The organism is Phenylobacterium sp., assembly GCF_030651755.1.
Taxonomy (GTDB): domain Bacteria; phylum Pseudomonadota; class Alphaproteobacteria; order Caulobacterales; family Caulobacteraceae; genus Phenylobacterium.
Map to the genome: position 1 here is coordinate 1 of NZ_JAUSBZ010000145.1, position 21,240 is coordinate 21,240.

The 21,240-nt window shown below is 69.0% G+C and carries 16 protein-coding genes and 1 pseudogene; all 17 read left to right on the forward strand.

Translation table 11 applies throughout. The features are described from left to right. Nucleotides 1-697: 16S rRNA (cytosine(1402)-N(4))-methyltransferase RsmH (rsmH, locus tag Q7V15_RS14010; RefSeq protein WP_304756335.1), on the forward strand; the 697-nt coding region annotated here is incomplete at its 5' end. Further along, entirely contained in the window at nt 694-1,017 is a 324-nt protein-coding gene (locus tag Q7V15_RS14015) for a cell division protein (RefSeq protein ID WP_304756336.1), read from the forward strand. The genes rsmH and Q7V15_RS14015, both read left to right, overlap by 4 nt. Next, the gene (locus Q7V15_RS14020; protein ID WP_370689821.1) at nt 1,014-2,774 is read left to right on the forward strand and encodes a peptidoglycan D,D-transpeptidase FtsI family protein; all 1,761 of its coding nucleotides are present in this window, start codon (nt 1,014-1,016) and stop codon (nt 2,772-2,774) included. The genes Q7V15_RS14015 and Q7V15_RS14020 overlap by 4 nt, the downstream gene beginning before the upstream one ends. Before the next feature lie 2 nt (nt 2,775-2,776). Further along, nucleotides 2,777-4,228, forward strand: coding sequence for a UDP-N-acetylmuramoyl-L-alanyl-D-glutamate--2,6-diaminopimelate ligase (locus Q7V15_RS14025; protein ID WP_304756338.1), 1,452 nt, complete (start codon nt 2,777-2,779; stop codon nt 4,226-4,228). Further along, complete coding sequence (gene murF / locus Q7V15_RS14030; protein ID WP_304756339.1) at nt 4,221-5,618, forward strand: UDP-N-acetylmuramoyl-tripeptide--D-alanyl-D-alanine ligase; 1,398 nt, start codon at nt 4,221-4,223, stop codon at nt 5,616-5,618. Before Q7V15_RS14025 ends, murF begins: the two co-directional genes overlap by 8 nt. Then, nucleotides 5,618-6,727, forward strand: a complete 1,110-nt coding sequence (gene mraY, locus Q7V15_RS14035) for a phospho-N-acetylmuramoyl-pentapeptide-transferase (protein ID WP_304756340.1) — start codon at nt 5,618-5,620, stop codon at nt 6,725-6,727. The genes murF and mraY overlap by 1 nt, the downstream gene beginning before the upstream one ends. A gap of 19 nt (nt 6,728-6,746) precedes the next feature. Then, a complete protein-coding gene (gene murD, locus Q7V15_RS14040; protein WP_304756341.1) occupies nt 6,747-8,162 on the forward strand; it encodes a UDP-N-acetylmuramoyl-L-alanine--D-glutamate ligase in 1,416 nt (471 codons plus the stop codon). Continuing rightward, nucleotides 8,159-9,349 carry a putative lipid II flippase FtsW gene (gene ftsW, locus Q7V15_RS14045; RefSeq protein ID WP_304756342.1) on the forward strand — a complete coding sequence of 397 codons (1,191 nt, stop codon included), beginning with the start codon at nt 8,159-8,161 and terminating at the stop codon, nt 9,347-9,349. The genes murD and ftsW overlap by 4 nt, the downstream gene beginning before the upstream one ends. A 10-nt stretch (nt 9,350-9,359) precedes the next feature. After that, entirely contained in the window at nt 9,360-10,451 is a 1,092-nt protein-coding gene (gene murG, locus Q7V15_RS14050) for an undecaprenyldiphospho-muramoylpentapeptide beta-N-acetylglucosaminyltransferase (protein ID WP_304756343.1), read from the forward strand. A gap of 45 nt (nt 10,452-10,496) precedes the next feature. Further along, the gene (gene murC / locus Q7V15_RS14055) at nt 10,497-11,918 is read left to right on the forward strand and encodes a UDP-N-acetylmuramate--L-alanine ligase (RefSeq protein WP_304756345.1); all 1,422 of its coding nucleotides are present in this window, start codon (nt 10,497-10,499) and stop codon (nt 11,916-11,918) included. Next, nucleotides 11,915-12,814: a UDP-N-acetylmuramate dehydrogenase gene (gene murB / locus Q7V15_RS14060; RefSeq protein ID WP_304756346.1), complete on the forward strand. Its 900-nt coding sequence runs from the start codon at nt 11,915-11,917 to the stop codon at nt 12,812-12,814. The genes murC and murB overlap by 4 nt, the downstream gene beginning before the upstream one ends. A 102-nt stretch (nt 12,815-12,916) precedes the next feature. Next, nucleotides 12,917-14,362 carry a GntP family permease gene (locus tag Q7V15_RS14065; protein WP_304756347.1) on the forward strand — a complete coding sequence of 482 codons (1,446 nt, stop codon included), beginning with the start codon at nt 12,917-12,919 and terminating at the stop codon, nt 14,360-14,362. Nucleotides 14,363-14,519: 157 nt separating this feature from the next. Then, nucleotides 14,520-15,629: an efflux RND transporter periplasmic adaptor subunit gene (locus tag Q7V15_RS14070; protein WP_304756348.1), complete on the forward strand. Its 1,110-nt coding sequence runs from the start codon at nt 14,520-14,522 to the stop codon at nt 15,627-15,629. Beyond that, the gene (locus Q7V15_RS14075; RefSeq protein WP_304756349.1) at nt 15,626-18,721 is read left to right on the forward strand and encodes an efflux RND transporter permease subunit; all 3,096 of its coding nucleotides are present in this window, start codon (nt 15,626-15,628) and stop codon (nt 18,719-18,721) included. Before Q7V15_RS14070 ends, Q7V15_RS14075 begins: the two co-directional genes overlap by 4 nt. A gap of 77 nt (nt 18,722-18,798) precedes the next feature. Continuing rightward, nucleotides 18,799-19,746 carry a D-alanine--D-alanine ligase gene (locus tag Q7V15_RS14080; protein ID WP_305309497.1) on the forward strand — a complete coding sequence of 316 codons (948 nt, stop codon included), beginning with the start codon at nt 18,799-18,801 and terminating at the stop codon, nt 19,744-19,746. Further along, a complete protein-coding gene (locus tag Q7V15_RS14085) occupies nt 19,712-20,626 on the forward strand; it encodes a cell division protein FtsQ/DivIB (RefSeq protein ID WP_304756350.1) in 915 nt (304 codons plus the stop codon). The genes Q7V15_RS14080 and Q7V15_RS14085 overlap by 35 nt, the downstream gene beginning before the upstream one ends. Before the next feature lie 18 nt (nt 20,627-20,644). Then, a pseudogene (locus tag Q7V15_RS14090) lies at nt 20,645-21,240 on the forward strand (cell division protein FtsA); the annotation flags it as partial.

Below are 21,240 nucleotides of genomic sequence, written 5' to 3' on the forward strand. Positions count from 1 at the left end.
CGTGGCTGGCGAGGGCGTCGCCGATGGCGTGGCCCTCGATCTGGGCGTCTCCTCGATGCAGCTCGACGAGGCCGATCGGGGCTTCTCATTCATGCGCGACGGCCCCCTGGACATGCGCATGGGCGATCAGGGTGAAACCGCCGCCGATCTGGTCAACACCGCTGAGCCTGAAGATCTGGCCCGCATTCTCTGGGTCTATGGCGAGGAGAAAAAGTCTCGCCGGATCGCCGGCGCCATCGCCCGGCGCCGCCTCCAGCAGCCCTTCACCCGCACCGCCGAGCTGGCCGACTTCATCGAAGGTGTCCTGGGCGGCCGTCGTGGGGCCAAGGCCCACCCGGCCACCCGTTCGTTCCAGGCCCTGCGGATCGCCGTCAACGACGAGCTGGGGGAGCTGGAGGCTGGCCTCGTCGCCGCCGAGCGGGTCCTCAAGCCCGGCGGCCGCCTGGCCGTCGTCACCTTCCATTCCCTGGAAGACCGGATCGTGAAGGCCTTCCTCGCCGAGCGCGCCGGCCGCATGCCAGGAGGGTCCCGCCACCTACCTCAGCAGGACGATCCCCGCGCGCCCAGCTTTTCACTCGCCTTCAATGGCGCGCGGACCTCCGAGCAGGTCGAGCTGGACGCCAATCCCCGCGCCCGGTCGGCCAAGCTGCGCGCCGCTGTCCGCACAGAGGCCCCGGTCTGGAAGGTGGCCGCATGAGCGTCATCAATCGCCGTATCCGCGGCTTCCGACTGGTCGACCTGATCGCCTTGGGTCTGTTGGTCCTGCTGATCATGAGCGTCTATCTGGCCAAGACCATCGCCAGCCGCGAGCGGGCGGAAATCGCCTCCGTGGAACGGCAGATCGCCGCCGAGCGCGCGCAGATCCGCCTGCTGCAGGCTGAAGTGGCCCACCTGGAGCAGCCGTCCCGCATCGAGCGTCTGTCCACCACCTATCTCCAGATGGGTCCCGTCGCCGTGGCGCAGGAAACCACCCCTGAAACCCTCGCCAGCCTGGCGGCGCCGGAGGCCCGGCGATGAGCCTTGCGGGCGCGATCACCCGACAGTTTCCCTTCGGTCTGCGGTGGCTGGGGGCGAGCTTCTGGCGTCTGGAGCACGCCTTTGAGCGCGCCCGCGCATCGGGCCGGGTGGAGGATGACGCCCGAATCCGCATCTTCGCGGTGATGCTGTGCTTTGGGGTCTGCTTCTGCGCCCTGGCCATGGGGGCCGCCCAGGCGGCGCTATTCGCCAGCCCCGCCCGCAGCGGCGGTGCGGGCTGGACTCCGCCCCAGGCCCGGGCCGACATCGTGGATCGGCAAGGGCGGCTGCTGGCGGCCGACCTGCTGCACTACGGCGTCTATATTGATCCGTCTGAGGTCTGGGACATCAAGGCCACGCGCCAGGCCCTGGCCCAGGCCCTGCCCGGTGTCACCGCCGCGCGCATCGACCGCGCCCTGAGCGGAGGCCGCCGCACCTTCCTGGCGGGCGGAATGACGCCGGTCCAGAAGGCGGCCCTGCATCGCCTGGGCCTGCCGGGCGTCACCTTCGAGCCCGAGCAGAAACGCATCTATCCGCTCAACCGCACGGCCTCCCACCTCATCGGCTTCGCCGACACCGGCGGGGAGGGGCTGGCCGGCGCCGAACTCGCCCTCAATGAAGATGTCCGGGCCTTGGCGGGGGGTTCGGCCGTCGTGCCGTTGTCCATCGACTTGCGGGTCCAAGGCGCCCTTGAGGATGAACTGCGCAAGGCCGCCCAGACCTATGGCCCCAAGGGCGCGGTGGGGATCGTCGCCCACGTCCACACGGGCGAAATCCTCGGGATGGCCAGCTATCCCGACTTTGATCCCAACCTGGCCAGCACGGCCAGCGCCGACGCCCGTCTGAACCGCGCCGCCTCATCTGTTTTCGAGATGGGCTCGACCTTCAAGGCCTTCACCGTCGCCATTGGCCTGGACGCCGGCGTGGCGACCATGGCCTCGACCTTCGACGCGCGGACGCCCTATCAGCTCGGCTACCGGACGATCAACGACTACCACGCCTCCCGCAAGGTGCTGACCCTGGTCGAGGTGTTCCAGCACTCCTCCAATATCGGCACGGCCCGGCTGGCGGTCGGGGTCGGTCCGGAGCGGCTGAGCCGCTATTTCGACGCCCTGGGCCTGACCACGGCGGCCAAGGTCGAGCTCAAGGAATCCGCCTCGCCCCTGACCCCCAAGGTGTGGAACGAGGACGCGGTCGCCTCCACCTCCTTTGGGCATGGGATGAATGTCTCGCCGCTGGCCCTGACCCGCGCCATGCTGCCCCTGTTGAACGGCGGCAAGCTGGTGCCCCTGACCATCCGCCGCCAGGAGCCCGGGTTCCGGCCCGAGTCCAAGCGCGTGCTCTCCGAAACCACCTCCGCCCAGATGCTGCAGATCATGCGGGCCAATGTCACCGGCGGCAGCGGCGGCAAGGCTGACGCGCCGGGCCTGAGCGTGGGCGGCAAGACGGGCACAGGGGAGAAGTACGACCCTGCGATCCGGCGCTATAATGGCAAGCGTCAGGTCTCCTCCTTCGCGGCGGTGTTTCCCACCGACGGCCCTCTGGAGAATGACCGTTATTTCGTCCTCATCCTGCTGGACGAACCCCATGGCACGCCGGAGACCTTCGGCTACTCCACAGGCGGTTGGGTCGCGGCCCCGGCAACGGGTAATGTGATCGCCCGTATCGCGCCCTTCCTGGGCGTTTCCCGTCACGTCGGTCCGATGGCCGATCAGCCCCGCCTGGCCTCGGCGCCGTCGGCGATCGAGGAGGCCCTCTGAACATGCCCCGCCTCTCGACCCTTATCGGCCGCGACCTCGACCAGGACCCTGAGATCACCGGAGTCACGGCGGACAGCCGCAAGGTCAGGCCGGGCTTCCTGTTTGCGGCCTTGCCGGGCTCCCGGGCCGATGGCGCGGCCTTCGCCAGCCAGGCGACCCAGGCCGGCGCAGTGGCGGTGTTGGCCGGCGAGCCCTTGAGCGGCCTGGACGCGCCCGTGATCACGGTCGCTGATCCTCGCCGGGCCTACGCCCTGGCCGCCGCCGCCTTCTGGGGGGAACAACCCGCGGTTTGCGTCGCCGTGACCGGCACCAATGGCAAGACCTCGGTGGCCACCTTCTGTCGCCAGATCTTCGCCAGCGCAGGCCGCCGAGCGGCGAGCATGGGCACCCTTGGGGTGATGGCCTCGGGCCCCGGCCTGGAGGACCAGCTCACCCCCCCCGGCCTGACGACCCCAGACGCGGCCGACGTCGCCGAACTTCTCGCCCGGCTGACCGGCATGGGGGTGACGCACCTGGCCCTGGAGGCGTCCTCCCACGGGATTGACCAACGCCGGCTGGATGGGGTGAACCTGAAGGCCGCAGGCTTCCTCAATCTCACCCAGGATCACCTCGACTATCATGGGGACATGGCGACCTATCAGGCGGCCAAGCTGCGCCTGTTCGAGGCTCTGCTGCCCCGGGGCGGGATAGCTGTGCTGAACGCCGATTCCGACGCCTTCGCCCCTTTCGCCGCCGCCGCTGTCCAGGCGGGCCAAACCATTCTTTCGGTGGGTGAGACCGGCCAGAGCCTGCGTCTGAACCGCCGGGAGCTGCTGCCGGACGGCCAGCGCATGAGCCTGTCTCACGACGGCCGGACCTTTGACCTGCGCCTGCCCCTGGCCGGCGCCTTCCAGGCCGCCAACGCCCTGGCCGCCGCGGGCCTCTGTCTGGCGGCGGGCGAGAGCATCGAGACCGTGCTCGCAGCTCTGGAGCGTCTTGAAGGCGCGCCGGGGCGGATGCAGCGCATCGGCGCTGGTCCCCGGGGCGGGGAGGCCTATGTGGACTACGCCCACACCCCTGATGGTCTGGAGACTGTCCTGGAGGCGCTCCGGCCACACACCCGCGGACGGCTGATCGTCGTCTTCGGCGCCGGCGGCGATCGGGACGCCGCCAAGCGTCCGCTGATGGGAAAGGCCGCCACGGACCTCGCCGACATCGCCATCATCACCGACGATAATCCCCGCAGTGAGGATCCCGCTGCGATCCGCGCCCAGATCCGCGCCGGCGCCCCCGGCGCCCAGGACATCGGCGGTCGCGCCGAAGCCATCGCCGCGGGCGTGGCCCTGCTGCGCGAGGGCGACGTCCTCGTGGTGGCGGGCAAGGGCCATGAGCAGGGTCAGACGATCAACGGGGTCGTCCATCCCTTCGACGACGTGGCTGTGACCACCCAGGCCCTGGAGAGCGTCCATGTCTGAGCCGCTCTGGACCGCCTACGAGATCGCCAAGGCTGTGGGCGGCCAGGTCATCGGCGGCGACTTCGCCGTGAGTGGCCTGTCCATCGACAGCCGCTCGGTGGACCCAGGCGACCTGTTCATCGCCCTGGCCGGCGCGCGCGATGGCCATGAGTTCATTCCCCAGGCCCTGAGCCAAGGCGCCGCCGGCGCCCTGGCGTCCCGGCCCACCGACGGACCAGCCATCCGGGTCGCCGACACCTTCAAGGCCCTGGAAGCCCTGGGTCAGGCCGCGCGCATCCGGGCGCCCCAGGCCCGTCGCGGGGCGGTGACCGGATCAGTGGGCAAGACCAGCGTCACCCAGGCGGTGCGCGCCGGCCTCGCCCTGGCCGGTCCGGCCCACTGGTCGGTCAAGTCCTACAACAACCATATCGGCGTGCCGCTCACCCTGGCTCGCATGCCCCGCGACACCGCTCGCGCGGTGTTTGAGATCGGCATGAACCACGCCGACGAGATCACGCCCCTGTCGCAGATGGTCAGGCCCCACGCGGCCCTGGTCACCACGGTAGGCCCTGTGCATGTGGAAAATTTCCCGGACGGCGAGGCTGGCGTAGCCCGCGCCAAGGCGGAGATCTTCGACGGCCTGGAGCCAGGCGGCTTAGCCATTCTCAACGCCGACAATGTCTGGTTCGACAGCTTGCAGACCGCGGCCCGGAAGGCCGGCGCCCAGGTGCTGAGCTTCGGGACCGGCGAGGGCGCCGACGCCCGTCTTCTGGCCTTCAGCCCCGGCCCTGGCCAGGCCCTGGTCCGGGCGCAATTGAACGGCCAGGCCCTGGAGTTTCCGATCCTTCAGACGGGGTTCCACTGGGGCTTGAACAGCATGGCGGTCCTGCTGATGCTGGGCGCCCTGGACGTGAGCCTGGACGACAGCCTCGCTGCCCTGGCCGCCTTTGAGCCCCTGGCCGGGCGCGGCGCGGAACGGCAGATCCCCCTGGCTGGCGGGACCTTCACCCTGATCGACGAAAGCTACAACGCCAATCCAATCTCCATGGCCGCGGCGATTTCCAGCCTCGGCGCCCGCCAGACGGGGGGGCGACGCATCGTCGCGCTGACCGACATGCTGGAGCTGGGGACGGAGGCCGAAGCCTTCCACCGGGCCCTGGCCGCGCCGCTTGAGGCGGCCAAGGTCGATCTCGTCTTCTGCGCCGGGCCGCTGATGAAAACCCTGTGGGACGCCCTTCCTTCGACTCGTCGGGGCGGTTACGCCGATAGTGCAGCTCAGATTGGGCCGCAGATTGTCCAGGCCGTAGAGCCCGGCGATCTGGTGATGGTGAAAGGTTCGAACGGCTCGAAGGCCGGGGTGGTCGCGGCCGCCCTGGGCGAGCTGGCTCGTGCGCAGGGGGGGCAGGGCTGATGTTCTATTGGCTCTACACGCAGATGGCGGCTGAGGGGCATGTCCCCTTCCTTAACCTTCTGAAATATCTCACCTTCAGGACCGGCATGGCCCTGTTCACCGCCCAACTGGTGGTGATCCTGATGGGGTCGCGGTTCATCCGCTGGATGCAGACCAAGCAGGGCAAGGGGCAACCGATCCGCGCCGACGGGATTGAGCGCCACATTGTCGAAAAGGCCGGCACGCCCACCATGGGCGGGGTGATGATCCTGGCTGGGCTGATCGTCGGAACCCTGCTCTGGGCCGACCTTTCGAACATCTATGTCTGGGTGGTGCTGTTTGTGACCGCCAGCTATGGCGTGCTCGGCTTCACCGACGACTACGCCAAGGTGACCAAGCAGACCACGGCGGGAATCTCCAGCAAGGTTCGCCTGACCCTTGAGGTCGTCGTGGCCCTGGCCGCCGTCGCCATCCTGGTCATCTATGGCGGCCGCACTGCGGAGTCGCCGGATCTGCCGACCTCAGTCGCCTTCCCGATCTTCAAGCAGCTCCTGCTGGATCTGGGCTGGCTCTACCTGATCTTTGGCGCCCTGGTGATCGTCGGCGCCGCCAATGCGGTGAACTTCACCGATGGCCTGGATGGCCTGGCCACGGTGCCGGTGATGATCGCCGCCGCCGCCTTCGGCCTGATCGCCTATCTGGTCGGCAACTACCTGTTCGCCAACTACCTGCAACTGTACTTTGTGCCCGGGGTGGGGGAGGTCGCCGTCTTCTGTGGGGCCATCATCGGGGCCGGCCTCGGCTTCCTCTGGTACAATGCGCCCCCGGCCAAGATCTTCATGGGCGACACCGGCTCCCTGGCCCTGGGCGGCGCCCTGGGCGCCGTGGCGGTCGCCACCAAGCACGAGATTGTCCTGGCCATTGTCGGCGGTCTGTTCGTCCTCGAGACCCTGTCGGTGATGATCCAGGTGGTCTCCTTCAAGCTGACCGGCCGCCGCGTTTTCCGCATGGCGCCGATCCATCACCACTTCGAAAAGCTCGGCTGGTCGGAGTCCACGGTGGTGATCCGTTTCTGGATCGTCGCGGTCATGCTGGCGCTTCTGGGTCTTGCGACCCTGAAGCTGCGATAGGGAGGCTGGCGCGCATCCGATGATCCCGGTTCGTGGTTTCGAAGGCAAGACGGTGGCGGTGTTCGGCCTGGCCCGTACGGGGCTTGCGGCGGCGCGCGCCCTGCAGGCCGGCGGGGCGAACCTGGCCCTCTGGGATGACCGTCCGGCCGCCCGGGAAGCCGCCATCGCCGAGGGCTTCGAACTCACCGACCTGTCGTCGGCCGACTGGTGGAGCTTTGCGGCCTTGATGCTGTCGCCGGGCGTCCCGCTCACCCATCCCGCCCCGCACTGGACGGTGGAGCGGGCGAAAGCGGCCGGCGTCGAGATTGTCGGCGACATCGAGCTCTTCGCTCGGGCCGTCAACGCTGCGCCAGAGCACAAGCGGCCCAAGGTGGTCGCCATCACCGGGACCAATGGTAAGTCCACCACCACGGCCCTGATCGCCCACATCTGCGCCAACGCCGGCCGAGACACCCGCATTGGCGGCAATTTTGGCTATGGCGTCCTTGGCCTCGACGACATGCATGGGGGCGCGGTCTATGTGCTGGAGATCTCGTCCTACCAGCTCGACCTGACGTCCAGCCTGAAGCCCGACGTCTCGATCCTCCTCAACATCTCTCCCGACCATCTCGATCGCCATGGCGGCATGGACGGCTATGTGGCCGCCAAGCGCCGGGTGTTGCTGAACCAGGGCAAGGGGGACACCGCCGTGATCGGCGTGGATGATCCCTACGGCCAGCAGATCTGCACCGAGGTGGTGGCCGCCAACCGCCGCACCATCGTGCCCATCTCGTCCAGCAAGACCATTGGCCGGGGCGTCTATGTGCTGCAGGGGTTGCTGTATGACGCCACCGGCGAACGGGCCGTGGAGATCGCCGACCTGCTGCGGGCCAGATCCCTGCCGGGGCGCCACAACTGGCAGAACGCAGCGGCCGCCTACAGCGCCGCCCGGGGCCTGGGACTGACGCCCGAGGAAGCCGCCGAAGGCCTCATGACCTTCCCTGGTCTCGCTCACCGGATGGAAACGGTGGGTCAGGTCGGCCGGGTCCGCTTCGTCAATGACTCCAAGGCCACCAACGCCGACGCCGCGCGGCAGGCCATGTCCAGCTATCCGAAATTCTACTGGATCGCCGGCGGCCAGGCCAAGGCTGGCGGGATCAAGGACCTCTCCGACCTCTTTCCCCGCATCGAGAAGGCCTATCTCATCGGCGAGGCGGCGCCTGCGTTCGCCGACGTGCTGGCTGACAAGGCGCCCGTGGCCCAGTGCGGCGACCTGGAGCGGGCCGTCCAGCGGGCCTATGCCGACGCCGCGGCGACCGGCCAGGACGCCGTGGTGCTCCTGTCGCCCGCCTGCGCCTCCTTCGACCAGTTCGCCGATTTCGAGGTCCGCGGAGAGGCTTTCAGATCCGCCGTCCTGGCCCTTGAGGCGCCAGTCCAACGGGGCGCAAGGGCGTGAGCGCCGAACCGCAGGTCAAGCCCAGCCAGGCCCACGCCTTCGCCCGTAGCGACCGCTCGACCCTGGGGGTCTGGTGGTGGACCATTGATCGCTGGCTCCTGGGGGCCGCGGCGGTCCTGATCGGCCTGGGCATCCTCCTGTCCTTCGCCGCCAGCCCAGCGGCGGCGGCCCGGATGAATGTCGGCGACCCCTTCCACTTCGCCCTTCGCCAGTGCGTCTTCGCCATGGCCGGCGCAACCGTCCTGATCGCCACCTCCATGCTGGAGGTGCGCATGGTCCGTCGCCTGGCCTTCTTCATCTTTGTAGGCGCCATCACCCTGATGATCGCCCTGCCCTTCCTGGGACACACCGCCAAGGGCGCCACCCGCTGGATGGAGTTCGCCGGATTCACCCTGCAGCCGTCGGAATTCATGAAGCCGGCGCTCATCGTCCTGGTCGCCTGGATGTTTTCCGAGGGCCAGAAAGGGGAGGGGGTCCCCGGCGTCAGCATCGCCTTTGGCCTCTACGCCCTCTCAGTGGGCCTGTTGCTGATCCAGCCGGATGTCGGCCAGACCGTGCTGATCACTGTCGCCTTCGGGGCGGCCTTCTGGATGGCCGGCGTGCCGTTGTCCTGGGTCATGCGCCTGGGTGCGGTGGCCGCCGCGGGCCTTGTGGCGATCTATTTCGTTTTCTCCCACGTGGCCGACCGCGTGAACCGTTTCCTCAACCCTGAGGCCGCTGACACCCATCAGGTCGACCGCGCCGCCGAGGCCATAGCCGCGGGCGGCCTGTTCGGTCGCGGACCGGGGGAGGGGGTCATGAAACGCCACGTGCCCGATTTGCACACCGACTTCGTCTATTCGGTCGCCGCCGAGGAATACGGCCTGGTCTTCAGCCTGATCGTCATCGGTCTCTTCGCCCTGATCGTCATCCGCGGCCTTCACCGCGCCATGAAGCTCAGCAACACCTTCGAACAGGTGGCCGCCGCCGGTCTCTTCGTCATGGTGGGTCAGCAGGCGATCATCAACATCGCGGTGAACCTCAACATGATCCCCACCAAGGGCATGACCCTGCCTTTCATCTCCTATGGCGGATCGTCTCTGATTGCGTCCGGCCTCACCCTCGGCCTGGCCCTGGCCCTGACCCGTCGCCGGCCGGGGGCCTACGCCCCGTCCGAAGGGCTCGCCAAGGCCGGCGCCTTCGCCTAAACGAGCCCCTATGCGCAAGCTCGCCGTGGTCGCCGCCGGGGGAACCGGAGGCCATCTCTTCCCCGCCCAGGCGCTCGCTGAGACGCTGATCGCCCGTGGCTGGCGCGTCGTCCTGGCCTCGGACGAGCGGGTCGCGGCCTTCGCCGAGAATTTTCCGGCCGAGGAGCGCATCGGCCTGTCGGCCAGCACCTTCAAGTCCGGCGACCCCATCGGCATGGCCAAGGCCGGCCTCGCCATCTTCCAGGGCGTGATGCAGGCCCGGGCGGCCTTCAAGCGCCTGGACCCCGCGGTCGTGGTGGGCTTTGGCGGCTATCCGTCGGTGCCGGGTCTGCTGGCCGGCATCACCCAGGGCCGCCCGACGGTGATCCACGAGCAGAACGCCGTCATGGGCCGGGCCAATCGGCGCCTGGCCAGTCACGTGACCGCCGTGGCCTGCGCCTTTCCGAGCCTTCAGAAGGCGCCGCCCAAGGCCGCCGCCAAGGCGGTGATCGTCGGCAATCCGGTCCGCCAGGAAATCCGCGAACTCGCCGACAAGCCCTATCTGCCGCCTGAAGACGGCGGCACCCTGCGCCTGCTGATCACCGGCGGCAGTCAGGGCGCGCGGCTCCTGTCCGAACTCATGCCTGAGGCCATCCTCGCCCTCCCGGAGGACCTCCGCGTCCGCCTGCGGGTGCAGCAGCAGACCCGCAAGGAGTCCATGGACATCGCCCGGCGCATCTATGCCGACGCCATGGTCGAGGCGGAGATCGCCCCCTTCTTCCGCGACATGGCCACCCGCCTGCGCCAGGCCCATCTGGTGGTCGGCCGCTCGGGCGCCGGCACGGTCTGCGAGTTCGCCATCGCCGGCCGACCTTCCATCCTGGTCCCCCTGGCCGTAGCGCTGGACGACGACCAGGGTCAGAACGCCCAGGTGATGGTCGAGGCTGGCGGCGCGGTCATCGCCCGGGAGAACCAGCTCACCGTGGAGTCCATGTCCAATGCGCTGGAAAAGCTGCTGACCAATCCCGAACGTCTGGCCCGCATGTCGGCCGGCGCCCGCTCCATCGCCCGGCCCGACGCGGCCGAGCGCCTTGCCGATCTCGTCGAACAGACCGCCGCTTAAGGGCCGCAAGGCCCCTCGTCCTCCAGCCACAGGCCCCGCCGCCCCATGAACCGCCGTCCCGTCCCCTTCGAGCTTGGTCCCGTCCACTTCATCGGGATCGGCGGCATCGGCATGAGCGGCATCGCCGAGATCATGCTGCGCATCGGCTATACGGTGCAGGGCTCGGACTCCAAGGCCAGCGCCAACACCGAGCGGCTGGAAAAGCTGGGCGCCAAGATCTTCATCGGCCATGAGGCCGCCCAGGTCGAAGGCGCCTCGGCGGTCGTCTATTCCACCGCCGTCAAACAGGACAATCCGGAAATGCAGGCCGCCCGGGAACGGCGGCTGCCGCTGGTCCGCCGGGCTGAGATGCTGGCCGAGCTGATGCGCCTGCAGTTCTCCGTCGCCGTGGGCGGCACCCACGGCAAGACCACCACCACCTCGATGATCGCAGCCCTGCTGGACGCCGGCGGCCTCGACCCCACCGTGGTCAATGGCGGGATCATTAACGCCTATGGCACCAACGCCAAGGTGGGCGAGGGCGACTGGATCGTCGTCGAGGCCGACGAGAGCGACGGCACCTTCCTGAAGCTGAAATCCACGGTCGCGGTGGTGACCAATATCGATCCCGAGCACCTGGACCACTACGGCGACTTCGAGGCGGTGAAGAAGGCCTTCCAGGACTTCATCGAAAACATCCCCTTCTACGGCTTCGCCGCGGTCTGCACCGACCATCCTGAGGTTCTGGCGCTGACCTCCCGGGTGGAGAACCGCCGGTTGGTGACCTATGGGGTCAATCCCCAGGCCGAGGTGCGGGCTGAGAAAATCTCCATGGGACCGGAAGGCGCCCATTTTGACGTGGTCATCCGGCCTCTGCAGGGCGAGCCGATCCGAATGGAGAACCTGCACATGCCCATGGCGGGCATGCACAATGTGCTCAATGCGCTCGCCGCCGTCGCCGTGGCCCGCGAGCTGTCGGTGGGGCCAGAGGCCATCGCCGCGGGCCTGACCGGATTCGGCGGGGTCAAGCGCCGCTTCACCACCACCGGGACGTCGGGCGGGGTGCGGGTGATCGACGACTATGGCCACCATCCCGTGGAGATCAGCTCGGTGCTTAAGGCCGCCCGGGCGGTGACGCAGGGCCGCGTCGTGGCCGTCGTCCAACCGCACCGTTATTCGCGCCTGAAGGACCTTTTCGAGGACTTCTGCGCCTGCTTCAGCGACGCCGACGTGGTCATCGTCGCCGACATCTATGCCGCGGGCGAAGCGCCGCTCGAAGGCGCCAGCCGCGAGGCCCTGGTGGACGGCCTGCGCCGCTATGGCCACCGCCGCGCCCTGCCGCTCTCGGGACCTGAGGACCTGGCGCGCATGGTTCTGCAGGAAACCCAGGATGGCGACCTGGTGGTCTGTCTCGGCGCGGGCGACATCACCAGCTGGGCCTACGCCCTGCCTGAGCAACTGGACGCCCTGCGCAGCGCCGCCAAATGAGCTGGCGCGAGACCCTGCCGGCGGTGCGCGGCCGTCTGCTGAAGGACGAGCCACTCTCGCCCTTCACCTGGTTCCGGGTGGGCGGGGCCGCCGACGTGCTCTTCCTGCCGGCCGACGCCGGGGATCTGGCCGACTTCCTGCGCCAGCTTGAGCCCGAGGTCCCCGTCACCGTCCTGGGCGTCGGCTCCAACGTCATCATCCGCGACGGCGGGATCGAGGGCGTGGTGGTGCGCCTCGCCGGCAAGGCCTTTGGCCAGGTGACGACGGACGGCCTGCGGGTCACCGCCGGCGCCGCAGCCCTGGACGCCATGGTCGCCCGCGCCGCCGCCAAGGCCGGCATCGCGGGCCTGGAATTCTACGCCGGCATCCCCGGCTCCATCGGCGGCGCCCTGACCATGAACGCCGGCTGCTACGGCGCCGAGACCAAGGACGTGCTGGTTTCCGCCTGGGGAATCGACCGCTCGGGCGTCCGGCGTGACTTCGCCCTGGCCGACTTCGGCTACACCTATCGCCATAGCGCCGCGCCCGCCGACATCATCTGGATCGAGGCGCTCTATGAGGGCCAGGCCGACGATCCCGCCGCCATCACCGCCCGCATCGACGAGATCACCGCCCGGCGCGAAACCACCCAGCCGATCCGCGAGAAGACCGGCGGCTCGACCTTCAAGAACCCCCCTGGCCACTCGGCCTGGAAGCTGGTCGACGAGGCCGGCTGGCGCGGCAAACCCCACGGCGGGGCCATGTTCTCTCCCCTCCATTCCAATTTCATGATCAACACCGGCGAGGCTACGGCGGCGGATCTGGAAGGCCTGGGCGAAGCGGTCCGCGCCGATGTGGCGGACAAGCTGGGGGTCACCCTCGACTGGGAAATCAAGCGGATCGGCCGGGCGGGCTGAGGGCGATCGCCGCGAAAGGCGCGCAGCCTCACTTATCAACTTGCTCCGGTCGCCGCGCCGCCTGAACCTTTGAGCATTGGCCGGCCGGGGGAGGCGTGGCGCATGTATGGCATTCTGGTCGTTGTCGCCGCGCTCGCGGGGCTAATCTATCTCGCCTACCGCGGCGTGACCCTGCTGATCCTGGCGCCAGGGCTGGCCCTGCTGGCCGTCGCCGCCTCTCTCGAGCGGCCCTTGCTGGCGAGCTACACGCAGATCTTCATGGTCGCGACGGGCGACTTCATCGTTCAGTATTTTCCCGTCTTTCTGCTGGGCGCCATTTTCGGCAAGCTGATGGAGGACTCCGGCAGCGCCGAGGTTCTGGCCAACGCCACGATCCGCCGCCTGGGATCAGAGCGCGCCATTCTGGCGGTGGTGCTGTCCTGCGCGGCGATGACCTATGGCGGGGTCTCGCTGTTCGTCGTGGCCTTCGCCGTGTTTCCCATCGCCGCAGCCGTGTTCCGTCGCGCCGACCTGCCGAAGCGGCTGATCCCTGGAACGATCGCCCTTGGCGCCTTCACCTTCACCATGACGGCCTTGCCCGGCACGCCGGCGATCCAGAATGCGATCCCGATGCCCTATTTCGGCACCTCGCCCTTCGCCGCGCCGGGATTGGGCGTCATCACCGCCCTGATCATGTTCGTCCTTGGCCAGCTATGGCTTGAGCGACGGGCGCGGGCCTCGACCGAGGGCTATGGCGAACACCCAGACGCCGAGCCGAACGCCCCCCGCCCACACCGCGCGGGAGACGGTGTCGAGACCGCGGAGATTCGAACTGGGAGTCCAGCCGAAGGAGATCCGATCGCGCCGCCGCCCTTCCTGCTGGCGGTGCTGCCGCTGGTGACGGTGATCGTCGTCAACCTCGCCTTCACCGCCCTGGTGATCCCAGCCATGGCGACCGACTACCTTGCGGCGCCCGAATATGGCGCGACCACCATCGACGCCGTACGCGGCATCTGGTCCATCATCGCGGCCCTGGTCATCGCCATTCTGCTGATGGTCGCGGTGAACTGGTCTCGCCTAACTCGGTTGAACGCCACGCTGGAGGCCGGGGCGCAGGCCGCCCTGCTGCCGATCTTCAATACAGCAAGCTTGGTAGGGTTCGGATCGGTCATCGCCTCCCTGTCGGCCTTCGCCCTGATCCGCGATTCCGTGATCGATATCGGCGGCGACAACCCCCTGATCTCCCTGGCCATCTCGGTCAATCTCCTGGCCGGGATGACGGGGTCGGCCTCGGGGGGCATGAGCATTGCGCTCTCGACCCTCGGCGGCGCCTATCTGGAAATGGCCCAGGCTGCGGGGGTCTCGCCGGACCTGATGCATCGGGTGACGGCGGTGGCGACCGGCGGCCTCGACGCCCTGCCCCACAACGGCGCGGTCATCACCCTGCTGGCGATCTGCGGTCTGAAGCACCGCGACGCCTATCTGGACATCGCCGTCGTCGCCGTGGTTGTGCCGATCATCGCGCTGATCGTCCTGATCACCCTCGGAACCCTGCTGGGCAGTTTCTGAGATCGCTTGGAGCACGCCCCCGGATGGCGGGAGGGTCCTTTCGAAAATCAACCCAGACGCGACCTTTTAGCCTCGCTCTCTGTGCTGCATGGTTCCTGTTTACAACGTAAGCTAACGTTGTTTAGATTGGAGTTCAGCCAGGGGATGGGGTGACGTCATGGACGGTCGCGACGGGCAGCTTAGACGCACAGTCAAGCTTGCGACAATTGCCGGTTTTGCGTCTGTCCTGGCTGCCTGTGGCGGCGGGGCGGAGACGCCGGCCGCCGAGGCGCCGCCGCCCGCCGTCGAGGCTGCGCCCGTGCGGGCCGCCAGCGTCGGGACCCTGATCACCGCCACAGGCGCGCTGGCCCGTCAGCGGGAGGCGCAGCTGTCGTTCCGCGTGCCGGGCGTCATCACCGAACTCACCGTCGATGAGGGCGACACTGTCCGCGCCGGACAGATCATCGCCCGGCTCGACCCCACCGCCGTGGAGGCTGGTCGCCAGCGGGCTCAGGTGGAGCTCGACCGCGCCCGGCGGGATCTGGAGCGGGACCAGGCCCTGTTCGACAAGGGCTTTGTCAGCCGCCAGCGGATCGATGACCGCAAGAGCGCTCTGGCCGCCGCCGAGGCCGCCTATGCGTCCGCCGCCTTTGACCGCCGCTGGGCGACCCTGACCGCGCCGGCGGCCGGCGTGGTGCTGTCGCGGACCGCCGCGGCGGGACAGGTGGTGCAGCCGGGCCAGGCCGTGGTCACCGTGGCCGACGCCGGCTCGCCCTTCGTCCTGCGGGCGCCGGTGCCCGACCGGCAGGCTGGCCGGATCTCCGCCGGCGCGGCGGCCCAGGTGCGGGTGGGGGATCAGACCCTGCCGGGACGGGTGATCCTGATTGGCGGCGAGAGCGGTCGGGGGACGGGCGCGGTCGATGTCGAGATCGAGATCGCCGCCGCGCCGGGCCTGCGCAGCGGGCAGGTGGCCACCGCCGAGATCACCGCGGCCGCAGCGTCCTCGACGACGGCCGGCTTCTCCCGCATCCCCGCCGAGGCCATCCAGGAGGCGCAGAATGGCCGCGCCTATGTCCTGCGCCTGGAGGGCGACGTGGCCCGTCGGACCCAGGTGGCGTTTGGCGGCTTTGACGGCGATGACGCCCTGGTCTCTGGCCTGGCGCCTGAGGCTCGGGTGATCACCGCCGGCGGCGGCTTCATCGGCGACGGCGACAGGGTCCAGGTGGTCGATCCCGCCGCCCTGGTGGCCCAGGCCCGCCGCGCCAAGGCCGAAGGCGCCGCCCGATGAGCTTTGACCCCGCAGGCTTCGCGGTCCGCCGCTGGCAGTTCACCCTGGTCGCCTTCGCCCTGTTGACCGTGCTGGGGCTGAATTCCTTCTTCAGCACGCCGCGGTCGGAAGACCCGCACTTTGCGATCCCGATCATGATCGTCCGCGCCGTCCTGCCCGGCGCCGAGCCCACCGAGATGGAACAGCTGATCGCCGACCCGCTGGAGGACGTCCTCGACAGCCTTGATGACGTGGATGAGATCCGCTCCACCAGCCAGGACGGGGCGGCCGTCATCCAGGTGCTGTTCAACTGGAGCGTGGACGCCGACCGCAAGTATGACGAGGTGGTCCGCGAGGTGAACGCCCTGCGCCCCAGCCTGCCGGACGGCCTGGCCCTGCTGGAGGTGCGCCGGGCCCGCACCACCGAGGTCGCGGTCGTCCAGGTGGCCCTGGTCAGCGAACACCTGCCCATGCGCCGCCTGGAAAAGGTGGCCGAGCGCCTGAGGGAGCGCCTGGCGCGGACGCCGGGGGTGCGTCAGGCCGAGTACTGGGGCGCGCCGCCGTCTGAGGTGCAGGTGGCCCTCGAGCTTCCCCGCCTGGCGGCCCTGCAACTTCCCGCCACCGCCGTGGCCGACGCCCTGCGCGCCGCCGGCGCCGAGGCCCCCCTGGGGGCCATTCATGCGGGCGAGCGCCGGTTCAACGTCAAGGCCGGCGGCGCCTTCCGCAGTCTGGAGGCCATCGCCCAGACGCCGGTCCGCACGGTCAACGGACAGGTGGTCCGGGTGCGCGACGTGGCCACGGTGGGCTGGTCCCAGGCCGAGCCCTCGCATCTGACCCGGTTCAACGGCGCCCGGGCGGTCTTTGTGACGGTCAAGCAGAAGGATGGCGCTGACGTCGCCCGGCTGACCCGGTCGGTGAACGCCGCCCTGGATGAGTTTGAGCAAACCCTGCCGGCCGGCGTGAAGCTGGAGCGCGGCTTCCAGCAGTCGGAGAATGTGAAACACCGGCTCAACCGCCTGTTCCGCGACTTCGGCATCGCCCTGACCCTGGTGCTGATCACCCTGCTGCCCCTGGGCTTCCGCGCCGGGGTGGTGGTGATGCTGTCGATCCCGCTCTCCCTGCTGATCGGCCTGTCGGTGATGCAGGGGCTGGGCTTCACGCTGAATCAGCTGGCCATAGCCGGTTTCGTGCTCAGCCTGGGCCTGCTGGTCGACGACTCCATCGTCGTCACCGAGAACATCGCGCGACGGCTGAGGGCGGGGGAGGACCGGGTGACCGCGGCCATCAATGGCACGCGGCAGATTTCCATGGCTGTGCTGGGTTGCACCGCCACCCTGATGCTGGCCTTCCTGCCGCTGATGTTCCTGCCGGAGGGCTCAGGCGCCTATATCCGCTCCCTGCCGGTGGCGGTGCTGACCACGGTGGCGGCCTCCCTGGTGGTCTCCCTGACCATCATCCCCTTCCTGGCCAGCCGCATCCTGTCGCGACACGAAGACCCGGAGGGCAACGCCCTGCTGCGGGCGGTCAATGGGGGCATTCACCGGATCTATACGCCGATCCTGCGCCTGGCCCTGGCCCGGCCCTGGGCCGCCCTGGCGATCATCCTGGCCATCTGCGCCACCACCATCCCCATGCTCGGCGCTATCGGCTCATCCCTGTTCCCACCCGCCGAGACGCCCCAGTTTCTGGTCCGGATCGAGACCCAGCAGGGAACCTCCATGGCCAAGACCGACGAGGCCTTGCGCTATGTGGAGACGAGGCTCGCCCAGGAAGAGGCCGTGGTCTGGCAGGCGGCCAATCTGGGGCGGGGCAACCCCCAGATTTTCTACAATGTGAATCAGGCCGAGCCGCAGCCCAACTACGCCGAGGTCTACGCCTCCTTCGCGGCCTGGAAGCCCGGGGAAAGTCCCGCCCTGCTGGACGCCCTGCGGGCCGATTTCGACCGCTATCCCGGCGCCCGCATCCGCGTGATCGTCTTCGAGAACGGCCCGCCCATCGAGGCGCCGATCGCCGTCCGCCTGCGGGGCCACGATCTCAATGTGCTCAAGTCCCTGGCCGCCCAGGGCGAGGCGATCCTCAAGACGACGCCGGGCGCCCGGGACGTGGCCAATCCCATGCGGCTCGACCGCACCGACCTGGATCTTGGGCTCGACGAGGCCAAGGCCGCGGCCCTCGGCGCGCCAGCCGGCGCGGCGCGGCGCATCACCCGCCTGGCCCTGTCCGGTGAGCCCGTCGCCCGCTATCGCGACGCGGACGGGGACGATTATTCGGTCAATGTCCGCCTGCCCATGGCCGGCCGCAACGAGCTCTCAGCCCTGCAGGACATCTATCTGCCGACCGTGACCGGACAGAGCGTCCCCCTGGCGGCGGTGGCCAATCCTGTCCTGACCTCAAGCCCGGCCCGCATCGACCGGGTGGACCGGCAGCGCACCGTGACGCTCACAGCCTATGTGACCACCGGCTATCTCACCTCGGCGGTTAGCGCCGAGGTCCTGAAGCGGCTGGAGGCCGAGATGTCCCTCCCGCCGGGCTACACCCTGACCCTGGGCGGTCAGGCCGAGGCGCAGTCGGAGAGCTTCGCAGGCCTGGGGGCGGCGGTGATGATCGCGGTCTTCGGCATCCTGGCCGTGCTGGTCCTGGAGTTTGGCAAGTTCAAGACCGCCCTGGTGGTGGCCGGGATCATTCCGCTGGGGCTGTTCGGGGCCGTCGCCGCCCTCTGGCTGACCGGTAACTCCATGTCGTTCACCGCCACCATAGGCATGATCGCCCTTATCGGCATCGAGATCAAAAGCTCGATCCTGCTGGTGGACTTCACCGAGCAGCTGCGCCGCACCGGCGTCGCCCTGCGGCCGGCGATCGAACGGGCGGGGGAGGTGCGTTTCCTCCCGGTCCTGCTGACCTCGGTCACCGCCATCGCCGGGCTCATGCCCCTGGCCCTGGAGAATTCCGGCCTCTACTCCCCCCTGGCGATCGCCATTATCGGTGGGCTGGTCACCTCGACCCTGCTGTCACGGGTGGCGACCCCGGTGATGTACTGGCTCCTGTCGCGGGGCGAGCCGGAGACTGAGGCGGCCGCCGAGGCGGTCCTGACCGCCCCGTCGCCGGTGATCTGAGCAGGCGAGGGCGCTTGACGCGCCGGCCTTCGCCGCCGAAGGGGGAGGCTTCACGCCCTCCGCTGCAAGAGACGCCCATGGCCTTTTCCATCGCCGGTAAACACGTCGCCGTCCTGCTGGGCGGCCTGTCCCCCGAGCGTGAGGTGAGCCTGGTCTCCGGGCGCGAGTGCGCCGATGCGTTGGAGCGGCTGGGCGCCAGGGTCACCCGGGTGGACGCCGGCCGCGACCTGGCCCAGGTGCTGTCGGCGTTGAAGCCCGACGTCTGTTTCAACGCCCTGCATGGGGAGTGGGGGGAGGATGGCTGCGTTCAGGGCGTGCTGGAGACCCTCGGCCTGCCCTACACCCACTCTGGCGTCCTCGCCTCGGCGCTGGCCATGGACAAGGCCAAGGCCAAGGCGGTTCTCGCCGCGGCCGGCGTCACCGTGCCGGGCGGCGGGCTGTTTAATCGCTTCGAGGCGGCCGCCGACCACGTCATGGCCCCGCCCTATGTGGTCAAGCCCAACAGTCAGGGCTCATCGGTGGGGGTCTTCCTGGTCTTCGAAGGGGCGAATCGGCCGCCGCAGGACCTGGTGGCGCCCAGCTGGACCTTTGGCGAAGAGGTGATGATCGAGCCCTATATTCGCGGAAAAGAGCTGGCCTGCGGCGTTATGGCCGGCAAGGCGATGACCGTGACCGATATCGTACCCAGGACGGGCTTCTACGACTATGAGGCCAAGTATGGGGAAGGGGGCTCCGACCACGTCATTCCGGCCCAGATCCCGCCACATGTATTTGAAAAGGCGATGGAACTCAGCGAACGGGCCCACGCAGCCCTAGGTTGCCGTGGCGTGACCCGGTCGGACCTTCGTTATGACGACATTAACGACATTCTGGTCCTGTTGGAGGTCAATACCCAACCCGGGATGACGCCAACCTCGCTCGTGCCCGAGCAGGCGGCCAAGCTCGGGGTGGAGTTCGACCAACTGGTGCTTTGGATTACGGAGGACGCCTATGCCCGCGGCATTGCGGGGGGGAGCGCAGTCTAAGGCGAAGCCCCGGGCCAAAGCGCCCGCCAGTCCCCGAAAGTCCCGCGGCCCGTCCAAGGCCCAGGCGGGCTATGCGCCGGCCAAGCTGGGCGCCGCCCGCGGTCTTGGCCTGTCGCCGGCCCATGCCCTGATCGCCGCTGGCGGCGTGCTCGCGGCCATGGCCGTCGTCGCCCTGGCCACAGGCGACCGCGCCGAGCGCATGGGGCAGGGAATTGAGGCGGCCGTGGGTCGCCAGCTGGCCAGCCTCGGCTTCCGTCTGAACGCTGTCCACGTCCAGGGCGCCTCTCCCGCCGCGACGGCGGACATCCTGTCGGCGGCTGGCGTCTACAAGGATCAGCCCTTGATGGGGCTCGACCTGGAGGCCCTGCGGACCCGGGTGGAGGCGGTGGGCTGGGTGAAGGAGGCGCGGGTCATCCGCCTGCTGCCCGACACCCTGATCATCGCCGTTTCCGAACGTCGCCAGCTGGCGGTCTGGCAGCACAATGGCGCAAGCCGCGTCATCGACGCCCAGGGTCAGGTCATTCCCGAGGCCAACCCCCTGCGGGCGGCCAATCTGCCGCTGGTGGTCGGCCAGGGGGCCGATCAGCACGCGGCGGCCATCTTGCCCCGGATTGCGGCGCGGCCGCGATTGATGAGCCGTGTGGAGGCCCTGGTGCGGGTCGACGACCGGCGTTGGGACCTGCGCCTCAAGGACGGGTCTTTGGTTCAACTTCCAGCGGTCGACGAAGAAGCGGCCTTGATTCAGCTGGAACAGCTCGACCAGCGTTCGCGCATTCTCGAGCTGGGATTTGCACGGATCGACCTGCGCGATCCGACGATGGTGGCGGTGCGACCGCGTGATCAGGTCCGCTCTAGCGGCCTGATCGCCGACGGCGCCTAGGTGGTGGAAGGAAGAACCGTGCCGTTCGGGACCAAAACGGTCGATCGAAACAGCAGCCGCGAAAGCCTGAAGGCCGCCCTTGGCCGCCAGCCCCTGGTGGCTGCGGTGGACCTGGGCGCGTCCAAGGTCTCCTGTTTCATCATGAAGCCAGACGGTGTGCGTCGGGCCGATCACACGCTCACGGCCGCAGGGGTGGGCTATGTCCAGTCCCGCGGCATTCGCGGCGGCTCCATCGTCAATCTGGACGAGGCCTCAGACGCCATCGCCCAGGCGGTCGAGCGGGCTGAGAATGTGGCCGGCGTCAACGTCCAGGGCGTCACCGTGGCCATGGCCGGCGGCCAGCTGGCCAGCCACCGGATCTCAGGGCGCGTCACCCTCGGCGCCCGGCCGATCTCTGATCAGGACCTGGTGCGGGCTATCTATTCGGCCCTGGCGGCGGTGAAGCTGCCGGACCGTCGGGCGGTTCACATCCTGCCCATCGCCTGGCGGGTGGATGGCCAGAGCGGTGTCCGCGATCCGCGGGCGATGTTTGGCCGCAGCCTGGCGGTCGAACTGCTGGTGGTCTCGGTCAGCGAGACGGCCTTCCAGACCCTCGGCGCCTGTGTCGAGCGGGC

What these genes read in the sequence shown, in the direction of transcription:
- murF (WP_304756339.1), top strand. Translation starts at nt 4,221, where the DNA reads ATGTCTGAGCCGCTCTGGACCGCCTACGAGATCGCCAAGGCTGTGGGC.
- murB (WP_304756346.1), top strand. Translation starts at nt 11,915, where the DNA reads ATGAGCTGGCGCGAGACCCTGCCGGCGGTGCGCGGCCGTCTGCTGAAG.
- Q7V15_RS14020 (WP_370689821.1), top strand. Translation starts at nt 1,014, where the DNA reads ATGAGCCTTGCGGGCGCGATCACCCGACAGTTTCCCTTCGGTCTGCGG.
- Q7V15_RS14025 (WP_304756338.1), top strand. Translation starts at nt 2,777, where the DNA reads ATGCCCCGCCTCTCGACCCTTATCGGCCGCGACCTCGACCAGGACCCT.
- Q7V15_RS14065 (WP_304756347.1), top strand. Translation starts at nt 12,917, where the DNA reads ATGTATGGCATTCTGGTCGTTGTCGCCGCGCTCGCGGGGCTAATCTAT.
- murC (WP_304756345.1), top strand. Translation starts at nt 10,497, where the DNA reads ATGAACCGCCGTCCCGTCCCCTTCGAGCTTGGTCCCGTCCACTTCATC.
- Q7V15_RS14075 (WP_304756349.1), top strand. Translation starts at nt 15,626, where the DNA reads ATGAGCTTTGACCCCGCAGGCTTCGCGGTCCGCCGCTGGCAGTTCACC.
- Q7V15_RS14080 (WP_305309497.1), top strand. Translation starts at nt 18,799, where the DNA reads ATGGCCTTTTCCATCGCCGGTAAACACGTCGCCGTCCTGCTGGGCGGC.
- Q7V15_RS14070 (WP_304756348.1), top strand. Translation starts at nt 14,520, where the DNA reads ATGGACGGTCGCGACGGGCAGCTTAGACGCACAGTCAAGCTTGCGACA.
- murD (WP_304756341.1), top strand. Translation starts at nt 6,747, where the DNA reads ATGATCCCGGTTCGTGGTTTCGAAGGCAAGACGGTGGCGGTGTTCGGC.
- Q7V15_RS14015 (WP_304756336.1), top strand. Translation starts at nt 694, where the DNA reads ATGAGCGTCATCAATCGCCGTATCCGCGGCTTCCGACTGGTCGACCTG.
- murG (WP_304756343.1), top strand. Translation starts at nt 9,360, where the DNA reads ATGCGCAAGCTCGCCGTGGTCGCCGCCGGGGGAACCGGAGGCCATCTC.
- mraY (WP_304756340.1), top strand. Translation starts at nt 5,618, where the DNA reads ATGTTCTATTGGCTCTACACGCAGATGGCGGCTGAGGGGCATGTCCCC.
- Q7V15_RS14085 (WP_304756350.1), top strand. Translation starts at nt 19,712, where the DNA reads ATGCCCGCGGCATTGCGGGGGGGAGCGCAGTCTAAGGCGAAGCCCCGG.